At 42.2% G+C, this 21,699-nt stretch carries 20 protein-coding genes; 11 read left to right on the forward strand and 9 right to left on the reverse strand.

What is annotated here, in order from left to right; genetic code table 11:
• Nucleotides 1–36: 36 nt before the first annotated feature.
• From BUA59_RS01770 to BUA59_RS01790, 5 genes are all read right to left on the reverse strand, one after another.
• Nucleotides 37–1,047, reverse strand: a complete 1,011-nt coding sequence (locus BUA59_RS01770) for an ABC transporter ATP-binding protein (RefSeq protein ID WP_012069391.1) — start codon at nt 1,045–1,047, stop codon at nt 37–39.
• Nucleotides 1,047–2,045, reverse strand: a complete 999-nt coding sequence (locus BUA59_RS01775) for an ABC transporter ATP-binding protein (RefSeq protein WP_012069392.1) — start codon at nt 2,043–2,045, stop codon at nt 1,047–1,049. The genes BUA59_RS01770 and BUA59_RS01775 overlap by 1 nt, the downstream gene beginning before the upstream one ends.
• Before the next feature lie 57 nt (nt 2,046–2,102).
• On the reverse strand, nt 2,103–3,041 hold the full coding sequence (locus BUA59_RS01780; RefSeq protein WP_072837993.1) for an ABC transporter permease: 939 nt from the start codon (nt 3,039–3,041) through the stop codon (nt 2,103–2,105).
• Nucleotides 3,038–4,018 carry an ABC transporter permease gene (locus tag BUA59_RS01785; RefSeq protein ID WP_072837994.1) on the reverse strand — a complete coding sequence of 327 codons (981 nt, stop codon included), beginning with the start codon at nt 4,016–4,018 and terminating at the stop codon, nt 3,038–3,040. The genes BUA59_RS01780 and BUA59_RS01785 overlap by 4 nt, the downstream gene beginning before the upstream one ends.
• Nucleotides 4,019–4,093: 75 nt before the next feature.
• The gene (locus BUA59_RS01790) at nt 4,094–5,623 is read right to left on the reverse strand and encodes an ABC transporter substrate-binding protein (RefSeq protein WP_072837995.1); all 1,530 of its coding nucleotides are present in this window, start codon (nt 5,621–5,623) and stop codon (nt 4,094–4,096) included.
• 189 nt (nt 5,624–5,812) lie between these two features.
• Here BUA59_RS01790 and BUA59_RS01795 point away from each other — a divergent pair, with 189 nt between their 5' ends.
• The 6 genes from BUA59_RS01795 to BUA59_RS01820 all read left to right on the forward strand — a co-directional run bounded on the left by BUA59_RS01795 (nt 5,813) and on the right by BUA59_RS01820 (nt 12,575).
• Nucleotides 5,813–6,412: an acyl carrier protein phosphodiesterase gene (locus BUA59_RS01795; RefSeq protein ID WP_072837996.1), complete on the forward strand. Its 600-nt coding sequence runs from the start codon at nt 5,813–5,815 to the stop codon at nt 6,410–6,412.
• A 279-nt stretch (nt 6,413–6,691) separates the two neighbouring features.
• Nucleotides 6,692–7,720 (forward strand): ribosome biogenesis GTPase YlqF, encoded by a 1,029-nt coding sequence (gene ylqF, locus BUA59_RS01800; RefSeq protein ID WP_072837997.1) that lies wholly within the window; start codon nt 6,692–6,694, stop codon nt 7,718–7,720.
• A gap of 11 nt (nt 7,721–7,731) precedes the next feature.
• Nucleotides 7,732–8,112, forward strand: coding sequence for a YacL family protein (locus BUA59_RS01805; protein ID WP_072837998.1), 381 nt, complete (start codon nt 7,732–7,734; stop codon nt 8,110–8,112).
• Nucleotides 8,113–8,199: 87 nt separating this feature from the next.
• Nucleotides 8,200–8,799 carry a hypothetical protein gene (locus BUA59_RS01810; RefSeq protein ID WP_072837999.1) on the forward strand — a complete coding sequence of 200 codons (600 nt, stop codon included), beginning with the start codon at nt 8,200–8,202 and terminating at the stop codon, nt 8,797–8,799.
• A gap of 211 nt (nt 8,800–9,010) precedes the next feature.
• A complete protein-coding gene (locus BUA59_RS01815) occupies nt 9,011–11,380 on the forward strand; it encodes a fatty acid cis/trans isomerase (protein WP_072838000.1) in 2,370 nt (789 codons plus the stop codon).
• A gap of 211 nt (nt 11,381–11,591) precedes the next feature.
• Nucleotides 11,592–12,575, forward strand: a complete 984-nt coding sequence (locus tag BUA59_RS01820) for an LLM class flavin-dependent oxidoreductase (protein WP_232728795.1) — start codon at nt 11,592–11,594, stop codon at nt 12,573–12,575.
• Between the two features lie 87 nt (nt 12,576–12,662).
• On the opposite strand, the gene BUA59_RS01825 is transcribed toward BUA59_RS01820, so the two are convergent.
• Together BUA59_RS01825 and BUA59_RS01830 are read right to left on the reverse strand one after the other, a co-directional pair.
• Entirely contained in the window at nt 12,663–13,589 is a 927-nt protein-coding gene (locus BUA59_RS01825; protein ID WP_072838002.1) for a lysophospholipid acyltransferase family protein, read from the reverse strand.
• Nucleotides 13,582–14,292, reverse strand: coding sequence for a 3-deoxy-D-manno-octulosonic acid kinase (locus tag BUA59_RS01830; RefSeq protein WP_072838003.1), 711 nt, complete (start codon nt 14,290–14,292; stop codon nt 13,582–13,584). The genes BUA59_RS01825 and BUA59_RS01830 overlap by 8 nt, the downstream gene beginning before the upstream one ends.
• Before the next feature lie 107 nt (nt 14,293–14,399).
• Between BUA59_RS01830 and BUA59_RS01835 the strand changes: the two genes are divergently transcribed.
• Nucleotides 14,400–15,410: a glycosyltransferase family 9 protein gene (locus tag BUA59_RS01835; protein ID WP_072838004.1), complete on the forward strand. Its 1,011-nt coding sequence runs from the start codon at nt 14,400–14,402 to the stop codon at nt 15,408–15,410.
• 18 nt (nt 15,411–15,428) lie between these two features.
• On the opposite strand, the gene BUA59_RS01840 is transcribed toward BUA59_RS01835, so the two are convergent.
• Nucleotides 15,429–16,388 carry a methylenetetrahydrofolate reductase gene (locus BUA59_RS01840; RefSeq protein WP_072838005.1) on the reverse strand — a complete coding sequence of 320 codons (960 nt, stop codon included), beginning with the start codon at nt 16,386–16,388 and terminating at the stop codon, nt 15,429–15,431.
• A gap of 163 nt (nt 16,389–16,551) precedes the next feature.
• Between BUA59_RS01840 and BUA59_RS01845 the strand changes: the two genes are divergently transcribed.
• The 4 genes from BUA59_RS01845 to ppnP all read left to right on the forward strand — a co-directional run bounded on the left by BUA59_RS01845 (nt 16,552) and on the right by ppnP (nt 19,965).
• The gene (locus BUA59_RS01845) at nt 16,552–17,097 is read left to right on the forward strand and encodes a DUF1285 domain-containing protein (RefSeq protein WP_072838006.1); all 546 of its coding nucleotides are present in this window, start codon (nt 16,552–16,554) and stop codon (nt 17,095–17,097) included.
• A gap of 86 nt (nt 17,098–17,183) precedes the next feature.
• The gene (locus tag BUA59_RS01850; protein ID WP_072838007.1) at nt 17,184–18,530 is read left to right on the forward strand and encodes a DEAD/DEAH box helicase; all 1,347 of its coding nucleotides are present in this window, start codon (nt 17,184–17,186) and stop codon (nt 18,528–18,530) included.
• Between the two features lie 159 nt (nt 18,531–18,689).
• Nucleotides 18,690–19,625 carry a transcriptional regulator GcvA gene (gene gcvA / locus BUA59_RS01855; RefSeq protein ID WP_084122087.1) on the forward strand — a complete coding sequence of 312 codons (936 nt, stop codon included), beginning with the start codon at nt 18,690–18,692 and terminating at the stop codon, nt 19,623–19,625.
• A gap of 49 nt (nt 19,626–19,674) precedes the next feature.
• A complete protein-coding gene (ppnP, locus tag BUA59_RS01860; RefSeq protein WP_072838008.1) occupies nt 19,675–19,965 on the forward strand; it encodes a pyrimidine/purine nucleoside phosphorylase in 291 nt (96 codons plus the stop codon).
• 86 nt (nt 19,966–20,051) lie between these two features.
• On the opposite strand, the gene BUA59_RS01865 is transcribed toward ppnP, so the two are convergent.
• The gene (locus BUA59_RS01865; RefSeq protein WP_072838009.1) at nt 20,052–21,698 is read right to left on the reverse strand and encodes a lytic transglycosylase; all 1,647 of its coding nucleotides are present in this window, start codon (nt 21,696–21,698) and stop codon (nt 20,052–20,054) included.
• Nucleotide 21,699: the final 1 nt, after the last annotated feature.

Raw genomic sequence — 21,699 nt, forward strand, 5'->3', positions numbered from 1 at the left:
CAGAAGCTGTAAAATCCGTTATAAACAAGAGAGGGATCATAGTCGACCCTCCTCAATAGCGTGACAAGCCACACTACTGCCATCACTTTGCAGTGTCATAGCGGGAGACGCTTCATAGCAGCGCTGATTTGCATAAGGGCAGCGCGCCTGAAAAACACAGCCAATTGGTTTTTCTGTTGGTGTTGGGACTTCACCTATTAATCGAATCGGTTGCGCGGTATTACTGTCTAGTCTTGGGATAGCGGATAACAAGGCTTGGGTATAAGGATGTTTTGGAGCGCTAAATAATGTTCCTGTAGGCGCAAGTTCACAGATTCGTCCCAAATACATTACCGCTACTCTGGTAGCAAAATGTTCGACAACCGCTAAGTCATGAGTAATGAAAAGATAGCTAAGGTTGCGTTCTTCTTGTTTGTCCATCATTAGGTTCAGTACTTGTGCTTGTACTGATACATCCAATGCTGATAACGGCTCATCAGCGACAATAAAGTCGGGTTCAACCGACAGAGCGCGAGCTAAACTGATTCGTTGACGTTGACCACCTGAGAATTCATGAGGGTAACGGTCTGAACTCGAAGCAGAAATACCGACAGACTCTAAAAGCTCATCAATTTTCTCATCCACTTGAGATTGCGAAAACTGTGGGTTATGGAAGGAAATTGGCTCACTTAATGTTTGATAAACCGTCATTCGAGGATTTAGAGACGCATAAGGGTTTTGGAAAACCATTTGCATGCGACGTCGGAAAAACATGCGCTGACGGTTATTTAATTGATCGATACGTTGATCAAGGTAATGTATTTCACCCGCACTTGGTGTTGTAAGTCCCATAATGGCGCGTGCTAGGGTGGATTTTCCACAGCCAGTTTCACCCACAACACACAATGTCTCGCCTTGGTTTATTGTAAGGTTAACGCCATTGAGCGCATGAATGCTGTCTTTATGTCTTGTAAGTTTGCCGTGACGGAATCGCCATTGGCTAAGCCAACTTTCATTTGACGTAAACGCTTTTTCTAAGCCGCTAATTTGAATAAGAGGAGTTGCCATTAGCTTGCCTCCTTATCTTTATCAGCGAACTCATTAAGCATATCTTCGACCAAAAAGCAGGCAACGCTAGACACACCACTGTAAATAAAGCGGGGTTGTTCTTGTCGGCATTTTTGTGTGGCGTAAGGGCAGCGTGGATGGAATGCGCAACCTGATGGCCGCTCCGCGAGCGAGGGCATGCTGCCTCGGATTTGGTTTAGGCGCTGGCCCGGCAGTGTCATTTGTGGTAAGGCATTCAGTAATCCTTGAGTATAAGGATGCTGAGGATCGTTGATGATCTCTAGTGTAGGGCCTTCTTCGACAACATGACCGGCATACATGACTAAGGTGCGTTCGGCGACTTTAGAAACTACACCAAGGTCATGACTAATTAGCACAAGAGCAACACCATTGTCTCGGCAGATGGCCAGTAGAAGTTGCAGTATCTCCGCTTGGATCGTTACATCCAGAGCGGTAGTGGGTTCGTCCGCAATAATAATGTCTGGATTGAGCAACAAGACGGAAGCGATGATAACCCTTTGTCTCATGCCGCCAGACAATTCATGTGGATACTGGTCGAAGCGTTTTTCTGGCGATGCAATTTGCACATGATGTAACTTTTCAATGGCAATGTTACGGGCATCTTTATAAGAAATTTTAGTATGGCTGCGGATGGTTTCGACCAACTGATCGCCGATAGTCAGCACAGGATTTAGTGTCATCATCGGGTCTTGGAAAATCATGGCGATGCGTTTGCCACGAACTTCTTGCAGCTGACGCAAATTCATCTTGGTAATTTCTTTGTTTTCTAACTTGATCGAGCCAGATTTTATATAACCTGGCTTGCCAATGAGATTTACAATAGAGAATCCTAGAACCGATTTTCCGGCACCAGATTCACCAACAATAGCAATTCGTTCACCACGATTTAAAGTAAAACTGACGTCAATAAGGGCTGCGAGTTCTTGTTCTTTCATGTGAAAGTTGACGTGTAGGTGGCTGACGCTTAGTAAATTCATGCGAGACCTTTGCACGACTGCTGTGCTTGCCAATACTGTGTTAATAAAAGTCTCATACTAATCTTTATACGTCCTTGGATTTAGATGATCGCGCAGCCAATCGCCAAGTAAATTCATGGCTAAAATTAAAATAATCAGTGTGACGCTTGGGATGACACAAATCCACCAAGAGCCTGAAAACATATAGGCAAACCCTGCTGAGATGAGCGAGCCAAGAGACGGCTCTGTCGCTGGCATGCCGAGACCTAAAAAGGACAAGGCTGCTTCGGCAACAATAGCGTTTGCAATTTGAACAGTGAAAATAACCAAGATTGGTGAAAGTGTGTTCGGTAAAATATGGCGAAACATGATGCGTTTTGAACTAATGCCCATAATTCTAGCGGCATCGACATATTCTTTTTGCTTTTCTGCCAGCACTGATGCGCGAATGGTTCGAGCAAAGAGCGGCCATTCTGTTAAACCAATGACTAGAATAAGAATGACCATTGCGAGTTGCTGATATCGAGCCATACCAAATAAGGATTGGAAGATCGCTAGGAAAACAATCGCGACCATCATATTTGAGAAAGACAATTGAATGTCTGCGCAGCGCATTAAAAAGTTATCAATACGACCGCCTAAATAACCAGCCATTAAACCGATGCAAATACCTAGTGTGACCTGTATTAAAACAGCACAGATACCTATGGTAAGAGATAGTCGTGTGCCATATAAAATAACTGACAGTAAATCTCGACCTTGTGCATCCGTGCCTAATAGAAAACGATTGTCACCACTAATCCAGCTAGGTGCAATCTCCGCATTCATCAAATCCATAAATGCAGGATCGACGATATCGAAAGGTGCTACCAAAGGCGCGAGTAGGGCGACTAGGCAATAGAATAGAAATATGATTAGGGCCAGCATTGCGAGTTTGTCGCCCACAAAACCTGACACAATATGGCCCCAACGATTGCCTGAAGTGGGATGGAGAAGGTCTTTTTTAATGTACTTCATAGTCCATGACTCGCTAAGCGTACCGTCGGGTTAACCAATCCATAGATCAAATCTACAAAGGTATTGGTAATAACAAAGATACCACCAACGACAATTAAGTACGCAGAAACAAGTGGAGTATCGACTCGGCTAACCGCGTCCATAAACAAAAATCCCATGCCTGGCCACTGAAAAATGGTTTCGGTCAAAATGGTGTAAGCCACTAAGGTTCCTGCTTGGATCCCTCCCACTGTTATGACGGGTAACATAGTATTTTTTAATGCATGCTTAAAATAGATGCGTCGTGCAGATAGGCCTTTTGACCAAGCGAAGCGTATATATTCGGACTGCAAGACTTCCATCATTTCTGCACGTATTAAGCGAACAAAAATAGGCATCAAAGCAATTGCCAGCGTCAAACTAGGAAGAAGTAAATGTTTTAAACCATCTTTTGTAAAAAGCCCACTTTCCCATAAGCCGAATATTTCTACCGTCTGGCCTCGCCCAAAACTGGGTGCCATATTCAATTCGATGGAAAATATGTACACCATTAGAATAGCAACAATAAAAATAGGGACAGAGAGACCGATGGAGCTGATGATCATTAGTAAGCGAGAAAGTATGTGTTTGGGTTTTATTGCGGCTAAAACACCACAAGGTGTCGCAACAAGAATAACCAGTAAAATAGAGCAAAAAGCTAATTCTAAAGTGGCAGGAAGTTTTTCAAGAATTACGTCAAGAGCGGGCTCTTTATAGTAGTACGAGGTACCTAAGTCACCATGGATTGCGCCTTCTGCAAAGCGCCAATACTGAAGGAAAAAACCATCATTTAGTCCTAGTTCGTTACGAATTTGATTGCGTTCGTCCTGAGATACTGACATGCCAACCATTTGCTGAACTGGATCACCTAGCTTATCTTGTATAGCGAAGCTGATAAGACTAATGATGATCATAACAAAGCACGCTTGCATGACGCGTCGGAGTAGGAAAATCAGCATGGGGCGATTAGATCCCCACTCGTCATTGACATGATGTTCTCTTGATGAAAGCCCGTTGAGAGACTGGTGTATTCACTATTCTTCAATGAATAGATCTCCTATATGGGGATAATTTTGATCGTTAACTATATCTTGTATTTTGACGTTATCTTTGGCTGCCCAAGTCAGAGATTGCCAATATAATGGCACAATTGCCGCGTCATTATATAAGGTTCGTTCTATCTGTTGCATAAGACGCAGGCGCCTTTCAGGGTTCATCTCCCGATTTGCCTGACGGATATCATCGTCAATATAGGATCGACAATATTCGCTAGCATTATAAGCGCCCATTCCGGTTTTGGCATCGGGGCAAGCGATAATAAACTCAAATAAATTGTTTGAATCCATTGTATCTGACTGCCAACCTAGCATCATCATATCTGCACTGCGATTATCGAACTCTTTAAAATATTGAGCTTTAGGTAGGGTTTTTAAATCGACTGTGATGTTGATTCTAGACAGCATTGCGGTAATGGCTTGAGCAACCTTTTCGTCATTCATATAACGATTGTTTGGCGCCATCATGCTGATGCGGAAGCCTTTTTCGTATCCCGCTTCCTTCATGAGTTCTAGTGCTGTTGTTAAATCATACTCAGGTTCTAAGTTATTGATATGCCCGAGAAAACGGTCGGGGCTTAATTGGCCAGCTGGTATGGCATAGCCTTTTAAAATTTTGTCGACGATTAGTGATTGATTAACCGCTAAGTTAATGGCTTTTCTAACTCTGATGTCTTGGAATTCTTTGCGTCGTTGCTGATTCATGTGAAGTAATAAAATACGCGTACTGTGTAGCGTAACCAACTGAATGCCTTTGATTTTTTTTGTCCGTTCAATATCAATTGGTGAGACAGGGAAAATAAAGTCTACGTCGCCAGATAGAAGGGCGGCTAATCTTGTCGAGTCGGCACGAATTGGTGTGAGTATGACTTTGTCGATGTTGCCATCGGAATTTGTATCCCAATAGTTGGGGTTGCGTTTTAGTTCCATACGACTGCCTAACTCTCGTTCCGTCAGAATAAAAGGTCCTGTTCCAGATACATTCCGAGATGCGAATGTTTCACCATACTTAATGATTTGGTCTTGGTTTTGGTAGAAGGCTTTATCCATTGGAAAAACATACGTCATTATGTTGAGTAGTAATGGATTGGTGTAGGTTGAGTGGACATCAACTGTGTATTCATCGACCATGGATGCGGATTTTATAGTGTCAAACATTGCACGAAAATCAGGGGACTTTTTGAGTCGCTCAATGGTGTAGATCACGTCTTTTGCCGTGAACGGGTTACCTGTGCGAAAAGTGACGTTGTGGCGAAGGTGAAAACGCATAGTTAAGTTGTCAATTCGCTCCCACTTAGTCGCTAAGCGATGCTCAAACTGGCCATTTTGTTTCCAGCGTAATAAAGGATCAAAAACAAGATGAGAAAACTGTAGTGTACCTTCCGACAGTTGCTCATGTGGGTCTAATGATATTGGGTCTGCATCAAAGGCCATTCTTAGTGTCGTTGCTGTTGCCTTATTCCAGAAGAGTAGAGCCAAACAGCAGACTATAATAACCTTTTTCTTCATTATTTCAGGTCTCATTGTTGAGTGTGACTTGTAGGGTAAGATTTTTTGCGTTTATAAATCTTGACCATTCGGACGACCCAGCATTTTTACAAATAAATGAGTAAAAAGACAGCAAGACTAATGATTTTAAGCACAATTAAAGTTGAATTATGTTTTATTTAAATAATCAGCTTAACAATATAGGTGGATATGAATTATTTTGCGCATCTTCACATTGCAGCGATTACGAATACTTCTTGGGTTGGTAATTTGCTTGGCGACTTTCCAGTTGACGCAAGTCATTTGGATGCAGATTTACTAGTAGGTTGGCGTTTGCACCAAAAAGTAGATGTCATGGTGGATCAGCATGAGGCAAGCGTATTGTTTCGTGGTATGGAGCGAAAAGGGCGTCGACGATTTGCTGGCATTATACAAGACATTGCCATGGACTATTGGTTAATACAGAACTGGACACTATTTAGTCCTGTTTCGTTGGACATGTTTTGTGAGCAGGCTGTGGCTGGTTTAGTAAAAGATAAGCATCGCAGTCCAGAGCGTTTGAAAAACATGATTAGCTCATTGGAATATGAAAATTGGTTATCTAATTTGGGGACGCTAGATGGTGTGGATAGAGCGATACAATCTATTATGCGCCGTTGGAAGCATGGTGAACATTTGCAGGGTTTTGTTGATGATTTACCCAATGTGATTAATCAGGCCGAAGCGCCTTTTTTAGCCTTATATCCAGATTTATTAGACTACGTGAAACAAGAAATGAAAAAAGCCGAGGCCACACACAGCCTCGGCTAATGGACCTTTGCGCTATGCGTTTCATAGCAGGCCCGATCGAGAGAACAACCAAATAAACGAATTTAGCTCGGTGCAGATTCCTCGCCTTCGTTTATCTGGAATGGACGAGTATAGATATTTTCTGATTAGTCACCTTGACTTAGGTCAGATTAGATCACTTTAATAAAAGCTCTCAATAAACATACGAGAGTTAGGTGCACAGTATTTTATCTCTCTCTTGCGGTAACTTGTGGTAGAATCCGCCACCGAAAAAGACTTGGTTAGAATAGGGGAGTTAGGTTGAGCGTTCAGTGGTATCCAGGGCACATGAATAAAGCGCGTCGAGAAATCGAAGAAGTCATGACGCAAGTAGATATCGTTATCGAGGTATTGGATGCCCGTATCCCCGATTCCAGCCAGAACCCCATGCTTAATACCTTGCGTGGAGAAGTACCTGTGCTTCGTCTTTTGAATAAAAAAGACTTAGCTGACAAAGCTAGACTAGACTTATGGTTAGAGCATTGGCGTGGTAACGAGTCTATTTTAGCTCACCCTTTTTCTACGTTAGACAAAGCGGATGTTGCCAAAATAAGCCAATGGGTGGGACAGATGGTTCCTCATCGAGGTAGCGCTGAAAAACCGATTAGAGCCATGATTGCGGGTATTCCTAACGTTGGGAAGTCCAGCTTAATGAATGCGTTGTTGGGTCGTCGAGTGGCAAAAGTCGGTGATGAGCCTGCTGTTACTAAGTCACAGCAAAAATTGAAAGTAACAAATGGCTTTCAGATATTAGACACCCCTGGCATTTTGTGGCCGAAAATTGAAAACCCTGATGCCAGTTATCGCTTGGCTGTTACGGGTGCCGTTCGTGCTACTGCTATTGATTATGAAGATGTTGCCTTGGTGGGTTTGAAGTTTTTTATCGCCGATTATTTGGAATCGCTTACAACTCGTTACAAATTGAAAGAACTTTCGCCAGATCCTTATGAAGTGCTAAAAGTGATTGGTTCTAAGCGAGGTGCATTGCGAGCGGGCGGTAAGGTCGACATGCATAAAGCGGCAGAAGTATTTTTAAATGATGTAAGAACTGGTGCAATTGGGCCTTACGTCATGGAAACGCCAGACATGATTGCCCATGAAGAGCATTTGGTTGAAGAGGCAAAAGCGAAAAAAGAAGCAGAAAGACAAGCTCGATTGGCAGCCGCTGTTCCGCAACGCCAGCAAGCAATTAACCGTGCTTATCGTAATGCTCAAGCGACAGAACAAGTAGAATCAACAGAACAAGCTCAAACTATTCAGCAAGATGAGAACACAGATGACAAGCAGTGAGGTTCACGGTCATGGATTATGAAATTGCCTTTGATCAGGACGAAAATGTTTATCGCATTTATACAGGGTACGAGTTTGCTGCAATTGGCGAATGGGTCTCTGAATACGTGCGGGATTTGGAAAGTATTCAGCGAGTACTAATGGCGGCTCGTTTGGCAGAAACTGAGAAAGAAACCACGGAGTTCAAACATGGTCCTTTTGATGTTGTTTTGAGCGAAGAGGGCGTGTCTGTATCTCGACAAGTAGATCTCGACTCAGCAGAAGAAGAAATAAAAGCGATGTTTGATACTCAGGAAAGCTTTTATCAGACCTCGACAGATGGTATTCAAGCAGAATGTGGCTTAGAAGATCTAATTAATATGATCGAAAATTGGCACGAAGTGTTGCTGTGATTCTAACGTGTTATGATGGTTGTTCCTTGCGCTGGCTGGGTTTAAACTAGCGCTTGTTTATTTTTTACGTTTTTTTAGGGAGCCGATATGCTCATCGAATTGGAAAAAGCCCGCACTCGAAATAATGTTGTTCGCATTTTTCGTGAAGAATTGGATGGACCAGATGGCTGGACTGACGGTTTTGTTGTGGATGCCAACGAAGAAATGGTTTTGCTCCAATTGGTGGATGATAGTGTTCGTCTTAATGGTTATCAAATTCTCTTTTTAGAGGACATTAGTGACTTCGCTCATCCGGCTCCCTTTAATGATTTCCAGAAAAAAGTACTAGCGCTTCGTGGTGAAGAAGTTGTTGACCCTGAAGTGGTGCTTGACGATTTAGCTGTATTGTTAATTGATATAAGTGAAGAGTTCGGTTTGGTCACACTTCATCGTGAAGAGATTGAACCGGATAGCTGTGAAATCGGTCGTGTTGTTCGTGCTGACGCCGTTACTTATGAGTTAGAAGAAATTGGTTCAGATGCGCGTTGGTTTGATGATACGTTCGAATATGATTTGTATGATATTACCCGTATTGAGTTTGGTGGCGCTTATGAAGATGCTTTGCTACTAGCAAATGATGACATGGGTGATGATGCTTATGAGTTGTCTGATGATTATCCGGATGATGGGGTTGTAGACGACGAATAATAGTGAATTGAGCCTTAGCTTTTTTTACGCTTTAATAAAAAAACGCCTTATTGGGCGTTTTTTTATTTATATTAATGCCTTTATGAAATTATTTATTTTGTAAAGGTAGAATTGTTTTATTAAGTCTGCTTCTGTCTGGCAGTGATCTTGCAGAATTATAAGCATAAAGTGCTTTGCGAATAAGATGAAATGGAAAATGAGGAACCTTTTTATGTCTCGGTGGCTGACCCTTTTTTGTTCGCTATTGCTGATTTCTGGCTGCGCGGCTTATGCGACACATCAATTTGATAACGTTTTTGGGACGCAAGATCCAGCGAATCGTGTTAGTGACGTTAGTGATGAAGATAGTGCGTTTTATAATGAGCAAGTAAGACCTATTTTAGACAGTCGCTGTGTTTCTTGTCACGCTTGTTATGATGCGCCTTGTCAATTGAAGTTTACCGCTTCTGATGGTATTGAGCGAGGAGGATCAAAAGAGCTTGTTTATGATGGTACTCGTCTTTTAGCTTCTTCCCCAACACGTTTGTTTATTGATGCTAAAAGCACTGATGAATGGCGATCGAAAGGCTTTCATCCCGTTTTAAATGAGCGAGAGCAGTCACCTTCGGCTAATCTGCAGGGCAGTTTATTGTACCGAGCGATTGCGCTGCGTAAAACGCAAGGTGATTTCACTCAGCCTGTTTTACCGGACAGCTATGATTTCTCACTTGCTCGAGATCAACAGTGCGTTAGCATTGAAGAGTATCAGCAATTTGAGCAGGATTATCCTAATTGGGGTATGCCTTATGGTCTTCCTGCCCTTAGTGCCGATGAGTATGATGTATTGACGCGTTGGTTGGCGAAAGGTGGCAAGATGCCAGAAGCTAAGCCTTTACCTGTTAAGCTACAGCAGCAAGTGGCTTTGTGGGAATCGCGATTAAATGGAGATGACCTAAAAGGGCAGTTGGTTTCTCGTTATATCTACGAACACCTTTATTTATATAGTCTTTACTTGGGTGATAGAGAGTTTGATGACGGTAAAGAGATTCGCTTCCAGTTAGTTCGCTCTAAAACGCCGCCAGGTGAGCCTATTGATCGTATTGCTACGCGTCGCCCTTATGACCCACCAGGTGTAGATCGTGTTTATTATCGACTCTGGGCTGACCCTGAAGTCAAAGTTCAAAAAAATCATATTCCTATGCAGTTGAATGAAGCGAGATATGCTCGCTGGCAGTCTTATTTTTATACTGATGATTATGAAGTAACGAGAGATCCTGGATATGCTCCTGAGGTCGCAACGAATCCTTTTAAGGCATTCCGTGAGATACCAGCTCACGGGCGTTACCGTTTCTTACTAGACCATTCGCAAAAAACGATTATGTCATTTATTAAAGGTCCGGTTTGTCGTGGACAGGTTGCTGTTAATGTGATTAATGAGCAATTTTGGGTGTACTTTATTGATCCAGAATTAATTTATAACAAAGGCTCAGCTGATTACTTAGAGGATCAAGCTCAGAATTTGGATTTACCTGCTATAGGGTCTAGTAATACTTTATCACCGGCCTCTTGGGTTACCTTTTCTGATCAGCAAAAGTCATATTTGTCGGCGAAAGCGGCGTTAATTGAAAAAGAAGTTGGAGTTGGTGGCAAGGTTCCTTTGGATTTAAGTTTAATTTGGGATGGTGATGGCAATAATGATAATGCTGCGTTAACTATTTTTCGCCATTTTGATAATGCGTCGGTAGTGAAGGGGATGGTGGGGCAACATCCCAAAACTGCTTGGGTGATTGATTATCCATTATTGGAGCGTATTCATTATTTACTGGTGGCAGGGTTTGATGTGTACGGTAATGTTGGCCATCAGCTGGTAACCCGTTTATACATGGACTTTTTAAGAATGGAAGGGGAGATGAATTTTTTGCTTTTACTCCCTAAAGAAGATCGAGAGACAGTCCGAAAGTATTGGTATCGAGATGCGAATCAAACAATTAAAGATTATATTTTTAGTGACTATATAAAAGTTAATCGTCAAACCCAGATTGATTATGTGACGGATGATCATCAGTCTGAGTTATATGAAAAACTTCGAGAGAAGTTAACTGCTGTACTAGATCATGGCTATGATTTGGAGCAAAGCAAGTTAACTGCTAAGCAGCGTAAGGCCTTGTATAAGCTTCAAGCGGTGCGCGGAGGCGGGTTGGTTTATTTGCCGAATGTTGCAACCATATTAGTGACTCAGCAAGGTGTGCCGCTGGAAGTCATTAGTTTGATTCATAATAAAGCCCACGCAAATATTTCCAGTTTATTGGATGAAGAAGCTGCGCGTTTGCCAGACGAAGATGGTGTGACTTTGGTGAAGGGGGTCTTGGGTGATTACCCTAATGTGCTGATGCAGGTCGAAGAAAGTGAGTTGATAGATTGGGCCGATCAAGTCGGGAGTCTTAAGACAAAAGAAGATTATTCGGCTCTTTTAGATAGCTTTGGGATACGAAGAACTCACCCTAATTTTTGGTTTGTTAGCGATGCGATTGGAAACCTAAATAAGCTGGATCGCCCAAGAGAAAGTGGGATTCTTGATTATAATCGTTTAGAGAATAGATAGCAGCTTTGTAAATGGATAGTGGTTTTGGAAATGGATAGTGGTTTTAGCACGAGTATTATACTCGTGCTAAATAGTACAAAGGTATCAATAAGCTAATTACCTTTATAAATGACATGATGGACGCTTCTGCATTTAGTGCATGATTGAGTGCTTGTAACTGGCGTCGATGAGTCTTAAATAGAGGGTATATTAGTTTTATTGGATGAATGTTATGGTTCCACTTTCGATACTTGATCTTGCTCCTATTGCTGAAGGCTGTTCGGTTGCGGACTCATTGGCGATGAGTCGTCGAATGGTTGTTGCAGCAGAAGAGCTTAATTACGCGCGTTTTTGGTTGGCAGAACATCATGGGATGGCTGGAGTTGCGAGTTCTGCAACTTCTGTTGTGTTATCTCATCTTGGTGCTGCTACATCCAAAATTCGGATTGGTTCTGGTGGTGTAATGCTACCGAATCATTCACCTTTAGTTATCGCTGAGCAGTTTGGTACTTTAGCAGAACTCTATCCTGGTCGTATTGACTTGGGGTTAGGTAGAGCGCCAGGGACCGATATGCAAACGGCAAGGGCATTACGACGTAATATGGATGCTTCTGTGGATAGTTACCCGGATGATATCTTAGAGTTGCAGCGTCTGCTTGGTGGTGGTAATCAGGGTGTTATGGCTGTTCCTGGTCGCAATACTAATATTCCTTTATGGATGTTGGGGTCTAGTTTATATAGCTCTCAAGTTGCAGCTGAATTTGGTTTGCCATATTCCTTTGCCTCTCATTTTGCTCCTGATCAATTAATTCAAGCGCTTACTGTTTATCGTCGTAATTTCAAAGCCTCGGAACAACTCTCCAAACCACACACAATGGCTGGTGTAATGGCTGTTGTTGCTGATACAGATGAAGAGGCGAAATATTTATTTACCTCTGCTCAGCAACAATTTGTGAATTTACGTCGTAGTCGCAATCTTCCTTTTGCGAGGCCTGTTGATAGTATGGATGGGATCTGGTCTCCGAGCGAGAAGCACATGGTTGAGCATATGTTGCAATATGCTGTCGTGGGTTCAAAAGAGTCTGTTGCCTTTCAATTATCTAGCTTTATTGATTTGACAAAAGTGGATGAGTTGATTATTTCTATGCCTATCCATGATTCTGAAGCAAGGCTGAAGTCATTGCGTTTGATGGCTGAGGTAAGAGATAGCCTGTAATCAGAAAATGTTATCTTCTTAAAAAAGAGCTACTGATAGTTTGAAGTGACCCCCAATAGTTGGACTGCCAATATTGGGGGTTCTTTTTTATTTATCGTAAGGTGAAGGGTCACCATGTATTGGTTGCGTTTTAAATCGACGATGCGTCCAATAATATTGTTCTTTTTTAGGCTCTATAACCTTTTCCATTAATTCATTAATTCTAGTCGCATTTTCAACATCATCTTGGCTTGGATAGTTTTCGACTTCTGTTAATTTTAGGAGGTAGCCGTTTTTTGTTCTGCCATAGTCGTAAAGCACAACTGGCGCATTGGTCATATTTGCGATGCGTCCAATGTGAGCAATAGTTGCGCATTGGTGGCCGTAAAAAGGAGCGAAGACAGAGTTTTTCCGTCCATAATCTTGATCGACAGCGTACCAGACAGCTTTGTTTTGCTTTAGCGATTTCAAAACTTCTCGCATATTGGTGCGTTCGATGGTTTTGGAGAAAATCGCTTTACGTTGACGCTCCATTACCCAGTTCATCACCGGGTTGGTTTGTAATTTATAAATGGGATGAGCATCTATAAAGCGCGGCATTTGGCTTCCGCAAAAGTCGAGGGAGGAGAAATGGCCACTAATAAGGATGCAGCCTCGCCCTTTAGCTAATACTTTATCAACTATATCTTGTCCTTCAAAAGTGATTCGTGACTGAAACTTTTTCTGGCTTTGAAACCAAGAAGAAAATGTTTCAATTGTGCCTTTTCCCATGCTTTCAAAGTGTGCCTTTGTGAGGTTCTTTCGTTCAGTATCACTCATTTCTGGGTAACAAATTTTTAAGTTTACATCGCATATATGTCGACGTCTTTTGGCAATAGCGTGTAGTGTACGGCCAAGATACTTGCCTAGAACTTGTTGTAACGACCAAGGTAAAAAACTTAACACATAGGCGATTCCCATAGCGAACCAGCTTAGCCAATGTTTCGGTCCCATAAATTTGAAGATACTTTTATTTAATGTACTTTGTTTAGCCATGGTAACCCTCCAAAAAAGCCTGCCACTGCTCTTCAGATACATGAAAGTTTGAATATTTATTGGACTCTTTAGTTATCGAGCGTTTAAGGCGGTCAATGTTAGACCGCATCCAGTCTTGGTGAGGCTCTTTTTGTTCGCATTTGTCAAAATCAATGACCCAAACTTTGTGCTGATTATCTATCATAATGTTATGGCAATTTAGGTCGGAGTGATAAATGCCGTTGTTATGAAAACGTTTTATTACAGTGCCTATTTCATTCCAGTCAATCTCAGGTGATCGATGACTTTTGATAATATCAAATAAATCCTGTGCGTCTTTGATTGTCTCGGTCAATAGTTCAGCTTGATAGAAACCGTATTTAACCGTGAGAGCGCCGCCAATAGGTCGGGGGACAGGAAGAGATAGATTATTCATTTTTTCTAGTAAGCTAAGTTCAAGCCAAGGGCGTGTTTTTTCTAATCCAGTGAATAGAAATCGGCTTTTATTAAATTTTGCGATAAGTCCACCTCGACGATAACGTCGAATGACAAACTGTCCAAATTGACTATTGATAAACCAGACAGCACCACGGCCATTTCCGGTGCCGTGCAATGCTTGTTGTGACTGCCAGAATTCTGGGTCAAACCAAGCTGCTGATAGCGGTAATGTTTGGTCGCTTTTTAATAGTGTCGTATCAGGTGATATGTTGATGGTTTGTGGCATGTTACTCGCTTTATCAAGGTGTTCTTTGTAATGTCTACAAATTTGGACACATTCAAGGGTGTCTATTCTATAATACTTGCTGAGTTTAAGCAGCCCTAGAGGAAGACATGCAACAAGAGAATATTCAACATTTGGCCGTGGTTCGATTATCAGCATTGGGTGACGTGTGTCACGCAATGGCAGTAGTGCAGTCTATTATGAAGCGTTATCCATCTATCCAAGTGACTTGGATAACTTCTCCGTTAGAGGCAAATTTAGTGCGTTTGCTCGATGGTGTGCAAGTGGTTGTATATGATAAAAAAAGCGGTTTTTCTGGATTGTTGGCGCTGCGTTCTCTATTAAGTAATCAAAAGTTTGATGTGTTGCTGCATTTTCAGTGGTCTTTTAGGGCGAGTGTAGTTTCTCGTCTGATTAAAGCAAAAAGACGCATTGGTTTTGCTTTGTCTCATTCTCGTGAAAAACAACATTGGTTTGTTAATGAGTACGCGCCTGAGCCTAAAGGTGAGCACGTTCTCGATTCTTTTTTATCTATTGCCAGTGTGTTGGGGGTTTCAGAGCCTACATTGCCTTGTGAGTTAATCTTGCCAGAACCAGATCTTGGTCTGCCGGATCATTATGTGGTTATTAACCCATCGGCTTCCAAGGAGGATCGTAACTGGACGGTTGAGGGTTATCAGGCGATCATTGAACGATTGTTAGTGAAGGGTATATGTCCTGTTATCACTGGTGGCCCTTCAGATAGAGAGGTGGCTTTTGCAAAGCAAATTATTGCAAACCGAGCTGAGCAGGTTATTAATCTGGTGGGGAAGACCCAGCTGAATGTAATGTTGGCTGTTTTAAAGGGGGCGTCGCTGGTAATTAGTCCTGATACTGGGCCTGCTCATATGGCAACTCTAGTTGGCACGCCTGTTCTTGGTTTGTACGCTCATTCGAATCCGCAGAGAACAGGGCCATATCGTGATTTAGATAAAGTGCAGAGTGTGTACGAGGAGCTAGTTGTGAAGGAGTATCAAAAGCCTGTCGCAGAGCTGCCTTGGTCAACACGTGTGCATGACCCTAAGGCCATGCAGCACATCCGTGTTGAATCGGTTTTAGCTATGCTGGATACGCTTATTTAGCGAGTCTATTTAGAATGACTATTTAGACAAAGACTGCTCAGCAAGCTTAAGATCTAGCGTCGCCTTTAACAGATTGTAAAGCTGGATAGAGGCGTCAATTTCTTCTTTTCGGTTAGTTAAACTTTCGATGTTTAAACCAAGCGGAACGCCAAGAGGTAGCGCGGTTTCAATAATTTGTTCTAACGCATTACGGCAGATTTTAATGGACTCTTCTAGTGGTGCTTTAGCATCTAAAATGCGGTGCTTTGTTGCATCCGGCACGGAAATCCCCAACCACTCCATGAACTCAAGTGTTTTTGCACTGCCACATGGTGTGAATGTTAAAATAATGCGCTTAGGTGTTTCGCCCTTTTCTTTGCAAGTTCTCGCGTAGCGGCTGATTAAGTCAGCGGTCGCTTGGTGGTTGTAAACGGCTTGTGAAATAAAGAACTCACAACCTGATTCAGATTTTTTTAACAGGCGTAAATGCTCGTCGCCTTTTTTTGCATGACGTTCTGCAATGGTCACGCCGCCAAGATTAAAATCATGAGGTGATGCTTTTAGGGTTTCATAAGCTTGCGGCAATGGTAGCTTGATATCACCATTTGAAGAAGGTGAGCCAACCAATACTAAATCACGAATACCGTACTGTTCCCACGCCTCAGTTAGCCAGCCTGAAAACTCCTCTGAGCTACGGGATGAAACAGATTTGTAGGTAATTACCGGCTTGCCTGATTGCTGATGAAGGCGCTTTGACCAAGCTCGTGGGTCGTGAGTTTCCATGAAAGGAAAAGGGCGTGGCTTGTCAATTCGGCTAGTTTCGTCTTGAATGTCATAAACGATTAAACCATCGACGTCGATATTATCAAGGCGCTCAAGCAGTTTTTGGCTTACTTGTTCTAGCTGTGCTTCTTCAAGAGAGGATTTTGGTGGTGTTGTACCAATGAAGTAAACGCCTCGACTAGGATCTTGAAACTTTGTTGCTAATTCCGATTTCATAATGTCACACTCTAATTAGACGAGGCAGATAATGTCGGTCTGCGTCTCGGGATGTTTGTTAGTTGGTGTTATTCTAACAGTGAAATGTATTCAAGGCTTTGTGTTGAAGGTGAATAATATTATTGATGAAGTGAGAGGCGCTAATCTTATAGTGAGATAAATTATGTCAAATATAGAATTAAAAGGCCTTTATGAGGTGACGTCTTCTAGCCTGCCACCAGTCCATAATTGGAAACCGCCATTTTGTGGTGATATGGATATGGTGATTAAAGCGAACGGTGAGTGGTTTCATGAAGGCGGTAAGATTAAACGCTCTGCAATGGTGGCCATGTTTAGCCGAATATTGTGGTTTGAAAATGGCGAGCATTTTTTAGTGACGCCTGTTGAGAAAGTTAGAATTCAAGTTGAAGATGCTCCTTTTCTTATTACTCGTTGGCAATGGATAGAGACAGAACGTGGTAGAGCGATAGAATTTGCAACGTTAACTGATGATGTTCTGGTGCTTGGTGTTGATTGCGATCTTTGGATGGACTGGTATAAGGAAGAAGAGCGGCCTTATGTTTCAATGCGTTATGGTATGAAGGCTTTGGTAGGACGAAATGTGTTTTATGGTATTGCCGAAAGCCTTGAGCAGGTCGAGGCACCGAAAGGCATTGGTATGGGGATAATAAGTGCCGGTAAAAGCTATCTTTTAATGCAAGATGCATAACGAATTTGAGCCTGTCTAGGTTATAATGCGCAAATTAGACGTGACGCTTTGTTTGCGTAGTATTTTAGTTTTGAAGGGGTATTTGTTTGTTATTCGAAGAATTTGGTTTTGATAATCGCATTTTAAAGTCCATTGGCCACTTGGGGTTTGATGAGGCAACTGAGATTCAAGCTCGTGCTATTCCAGAAGCAATGGCTGGTAGAGACTTGTTAGCGTCGTCAAAAACAGGTTCGGGAAAAACACTTGCCTATCTTTTGCCTGCGTTGCATCGAGTTTACAAGAAAAAAGCCTTGTCTAAGCGTGATCCGCGAGTAGTGATTTTGGTGCCAACTCGCGAATTGGCAAAACAGGTTTTTGGTCAACTGCGTCTTTTGTTGGCGGCTAGCCGTTTTACCTCAATTCTTATTCAAGGCGGCGAGAACTTTAACGATCAACATAAATCTTTGCAAAAAGATCCACATTTTATTGTGGCAACACCGGGTCGTTTAGTTGACCACTTAAAGCAGCGTCATGTTTTTCTTGAAGGGCTTGAGCTGCTTATTTTGGATGAAGCTGATCGTATGTTGGATTTAGGCTTTGCTGATGCCATGCGAGCTATTAACTCGGCAGCAAGCCATCGTCAGCGTCAAACTTTATTCTTTTCAGCGACGCTTGATAATACCGAAATCAGCGAAATCGCTGGAGAGCTATTGCGAGAGCCTTCGCGAGTCGCTATTGGTCAAGGTTTTGATGAGCACACAGATATTTCTCAGCATGTTTTGCTTTGTGATCATCTGGATCATAAAGAAGCCCTGCTGAAACACTTATTAGTGGGGCAAACCATTAAACAAGCCATTGTCTTTACTGCAACGAAAAGCGATACGGTGCGTTTATCTGAGATCATTGCGGGTTGGGGATTAAGCACTCAAGCTTTGAACGGTAACTTGTCTCAAAGCGCTCGTAATAAAACCATGGAAAGCTTCGCGAAAGGGCTGTTTGATGTATTGGTAAGTACAGATGTTGCTTCTCGTGGTTTGGATATTGCTAGCGTGTCTCATGTTTTTAACTTTGATTTACCAAAGCAAGCGGAAGAATTTGTGCATCGAACGGGTCGTACTGGCCGCGCTGGTTTTAAAGGTGATGCTTATTCTTTGGTTGGCCCGAAAGACTGGGTGAACTTCAAAGCGATAGAGGTATTTTTACAAAAGACATTTACAACAGAATCTATTGAAGGGCTTGAACCGAAGTTTAAAGGTCTGCTTCCTCCTAAACCTGCTCGTCAAGAAACTAAAAAAGGCAGCACGAAAGTACCAACTAAGGCGCCTAAGAAGACAAATAAAAAGCCGGCAGGCAAAGCACGTTTCCATGACAATCAACAAGATGGCTTTGATGCGTTTAAATTACCTCCTAAGCGTTTTGTTACGCCAGATAATGTTGGCGATGAAGATGAGTAGTAGCAGCTAGTTTTTTGTTAATTTATCCAAAGAGTTAGATTTTATTAATTGACAGGTGAGCTATATTCACGATATTGATTAAGTAAGGTACAAATTGGTCTTTTATTAAGTCTCAGTCTTTCAAAAAAATTGTAAGGTGAGTCGTGACTTTGAAGGAATGTGCCTTCATTTACTTTCTTATCTATTGGAGATGAGCTTATTAATCGTTTACCCCCATTAAATTCATTAAAGTGTTTTGAGTCTGCCGCTCGTCATGGCAGCTTCAATAAAGCAGCCAAGGAATTGTCTGTAACACCTTCTGCGATTAGTCATCAAATCAAAGGTCTGGAAAGCTTTCTAGGCCTTGAATTGTTTCGCCGTACTAAACGTAAAGTGATCTTAACGGAAGCTGGGGAGTCTTATCTAAAGCCAATAAAAAGTATTTTTGAGCAATTAGAAAATGCGACTTCAGAGCTTAAGAGCAAACAAAAATCAGGTTCGCTTCGTTTGGCCGTTGCTCCAGCTTTCCTGACTCGCTGGCTAATGCCAAGAATGGAGCGTTTCCAAGAGCGCTATCCTGATATTCAGATCGAAATCAGCTCTTCAACGGGTTTAATTGATTTTTCAGCTAATGATATAGATATGGCCGTATATTTTGGTAGCGGAGATTGGGATGATGTTGAAGCATATTATTTGCGTCCTGCCCGACTTGCTCCAGTATGTAATCCTCGTTTGATTAAGCCAGAGCAGCCTATTGTTAAGCCTGAAGATATGCGTTTTTACCCGTTATTACATGTTACTAAGCGAAAAGATGAGTGGCATGACTGGTTGCAGCAACATGATCTTGATCCTAAGTTATTCCGTCGTGGTTTGATGTTTTCTAGTGGCTCACTTACTGCGGGGGCGGCCGCTCAAGGCTTGGGTATTTCATTAACCGATCCAGAGCTTATTATGCCTGAGATAGAAGCTGGTACGTTGAAGGTTTTGTTCAATCAGCATTTGATCACCAATCGGTCTTTTTACTTGGTTTATGAAAAGCGCCGTTCTGTAACCTCTGCAATGTCTGCCTTTAAAGAATGGATAATTGAAGAAATGGTTGGCAATAAAAATACCTAGATGTATTTTGAGCTAAAAAATTGTTACAAACATAAATGAGAACTTGTATATGAGTACAGCGTTAACGGTAAATAGCTATTTTAATGATCAAGTGAAATCTATTGCATTGAATAATGCGGAAGGGACATCAACCGTTGGTGTTATGGCGGTTGGTGAGTACGAGTTTGGCACGAGTCAGCGAGAGTATATGACGGTTGTGTCTGGTGCTTTAACTGTTAAGTTGCCTACAGAAGATGATTGGAAAACCTTCGTTAAAGGCGATACTTTCATTGTTGAAGCGAACCAGACTTTCCAATTGAAAGTAGCTGAAATGACTGCTTACCTTTGTCGTTACGAGTGATATTGCAGTCTTAAAATTGTGATATGCGAGTTATAAAAAAAAGGGCTGAATTTTCAGCCCTTTTTTGTTGGATCTAATCTAATTATTTATCCGCCGACTACGTTGACGAGTAGGGTGACTTTATCTCCAGGTTGAACGTATTTCTTACCACCAACCTTTGGATTCCAATCTCGAATATCATTCACTGATACATTGAATTTATTAGCAACGACAGCTAGAGACTCACCAGAGCGAATAGTGTAGACCACTTTTTTCATTACGCTTCGGGTGCTGTTTTCTGACTGCTTAGGTTCTAACCATACAACCAGCTTCTTGCCTGGAATCAGCGGGTCTGCAAGTCCCATATTGTTCCATCGGGCTAATGTCTTACTGTCCGTACCGTATTTATTTGAGATTAACCATAAACTGTCGCCAGAATTAACTGTGTAGTTTATTTTTATACGGTTACGGTTTGGTGCATGAGATTGTTTGGCTAATAAGCGCTGATGAGAGCTTAGTGTGTAGCTTTCTATATCATTGCCAGCAACTGGGATCATTAACTCTTGTCCAACACGAATCATGGTCGAGGATATTTTATTTACGTCCTGTAGGACATTGACTGTGGTGTTGTGCTGTTTTGCAACAAGAAGTAAGTTGTCGCCAGCTTTTACTGTGTAACGAACCCAAGTAACTCGTTCTTTGCTAGGAATCTCTGCTAGTTTTGTTCTAAATTGTTTTGCTTTAGAGACGGGCATAAGTAATCTGTGCGGCCCATCTGGTGAAGTTGCCCACTGGTTGAAGCCTGGGTTTAGTAAATAGACTTCATCAATGCTCACATTAGCCATTTCCGCTGCTTGGGCTAGATCGAGTTGTCCGCCGATATTGACGACATCGAAATATGGTTTGTTAGGAATGAAGTAGGTTGAGTAATTATATTTTTCAGGATTTTTGATGATTTTTGCTAGGGCAATCAACTTCGGAACGTAAGCTCGAGTTTCTTTAGGGAGATCTAAAGACCAAAAATCCGTCGGTTTGCCAGCTTTTTTGTTTTTTCTGATGGCTCTTAGTACTGTCCCTTCTCCAGAGTTATAAGATGCCAGCGCGTGAAGCCAATCGCCATCGAACATTTTATGCAGTCGAGTTAAGTAAGCAATAGCTGCTTGTGTTGAGCCAATAATGTCTCGGCGACCGTCATACCACCATGTTTGGTCTAGTCCATACATTTGTCCAGTAGAGGGGATGAACTGCCAAGGGCCAGAGGCGCGGCCATGGCTGTAACCAAAAGGATCAAAGCCACTTTCGACGATGGGTAATAACGCGATTTCAGTTGGTATTCCTGCTTTTTCTAGCTCGTCGACAATGTAATATAAGTAGCGTTCACCGCGTTTTGATACTCTGTCGAGGTACGAAGGGTGAGAGCTAAACCAGCGTAACTGAGAAGACAGTCGTGGTCTGTCTATGTCTAGGTCTAATTGAAATCCTGTGCGGACTCTTTCCCAGATATCTTCTGGTGCTTTTGGCTTGCTGGTCGCTATAAGGGGCTCTTCTGTGGGAGCTGTGTCTTCAGTTGCAGAGTCAACTGGTGGGACTGTGTCAATGAAGCCTAATTGTTCGGTATCTGCTTCAACAATATCAGTATCTTCCGCCGATTCTATTAGGTCTGAGGATGTATTGTTCCTTTCTATTTTCGAAGCGGTTTGGCATGCACTTAGTGCTAGGCTGGCGAGGCAAACCCATAAAAATTTATATATCATG

The organism is Marinomonas polaris DSM 16579, assembly GCF_900129155.1.
In the GTDB taxonomy this organism is placed as follows: Bacteria; Pseudomonadota; Gammaproteobacteria; order Pseudomonadales; family Marinomonadaceae; genus Marinomonas; species Marinomonas polaris.

What these genes read in the sequence shown, in the direction of transcription:
- BUA59_RS01770 (WP_012069391.1), bottom strand. Translation starts at nt 1,047, where the DNA reads ATGGCAACTCCTCTTATTCAAATTAGCGGCTTAGAAAAAGCGTTTACG.
- BUA59_RS01775 (WP_012069392.1), bottom strand. Translation starts at nt 2,045, where the DNA reads ATGAATTTACTAAGCGTCAGCCACCTACACGTCAACTTTCACATGAAA.
- BUA59_RS01780 (WP_072837993.1), bottom strand. Translation starts at nt 3,041, where the DNA reads ATGAAGTACATTAAAAAAGACCTTCTCCATCCCACTTCAGGCAATCGT.
- BUA59_RS01785 (WP_072837994.1), bottom strand. Translation starts at nt 4,018, where the DNA reads ATGCTGATTTTCCTACTCCGACGCGTCATGCAAGCGTGCTTTGTTATG.
- BUA59_RS01790 (WP_072837995.1), bottom strand. Translation starts at nt 5,623, where the DNA reads ATGAAGAAAAAGGTTATTATAGTCTGCTGTTTGGCTCTACTCTTCTGG.
- BUA59_RS01795 (WP_072837996.1), top strand. Translation starts at nt 5,813, where the DNA reads ATGAATTATTTTGCGCATCTTCACATTGCAGCGATTACGAATACTTCT.
- BUA59_RS01805 (WP_072837998.1), top strand. Translation starts at nt 7,732, where the DNA reads ATGGATTATGAAATTGCCTTTGATCAGGACGAAAATGTTTATCGCATT.
- BUA59_RS01810 (WP_072837999.1), top strand. Translation starts at nt 8,200, where the DNA reads ATGCTCATCGAATTGGAAAAAGCCCGCACTCGAAATAATGTTGTTCGC.
- BUA59_RS01815 (WP_072838000.1), top strand. Translation starts at nt 9,011, where the DNA reads ATGTCTCGGTGGCTGACCCTTTTTTGTTCGCTATTGCTGATTTCTGGC.
- BUA59_RS01820 (WP_232728795.1), top strand. Translation starts at nt 11,592, where the DNA reads ATGGTTCCACTTTCGATACTTGATCTTGCTCCTATTGCTGAAGGCTGT.
- BUA59_RS01825 (WP_072838002.1), bottom strand. Translation starts at nt 13,589, where the DNA reads ATGGCTAAACAAAGTACATTAAATAAAAGTATCTTCAAATTTATGGGA.
- BUA59_RS01830 (WP_072838003.1), bottom strand. Translation starts at nt 14,292, where the DNA reads ATGCCACAAACCATCAACATATCACCTGATACGACACTATTAAAAAGC.
- BUA59_RS01835 (WP_072838004.1), top strand. Translation starts at nt 14,400, where the DNA reads ATGCAACAAGAGAATATTCAACATTTGGCCGTGGTTCGATTATCAGCA.
- BUA59_RS01840 (WP_072838005.1), bottom strand. Translation starts at nt 16,388, where the DNA reads ATGAAATCGGAATTAGCAACAAAGTTTCAAGATCCTAGTCGAGGCGTT.
- BUA59_RS01845 (WP_072838006.1), top strand. Translation starts at nt 16,552, where the DNA reads ATGTCAAATATAGAATTAAAAGGCCTTTATGAGGTGACGTCTTCTAGC.
- ppnP (WP_072838008.1), top strand. Translation starts at nt 19,675, where the DNA reads ATGAGTACAGCGTTAACGGTAAATAGCTATTTTAATGATCAAGTGAAA.
- BUA59_RS01865 (WP_072838009.1), bottom strand. Translation starts at nt 21,698, where the DNA reads ATGATATATAAATTTTTATGGGTTTGCCTCGCCAGCCTAGCACTAAGT.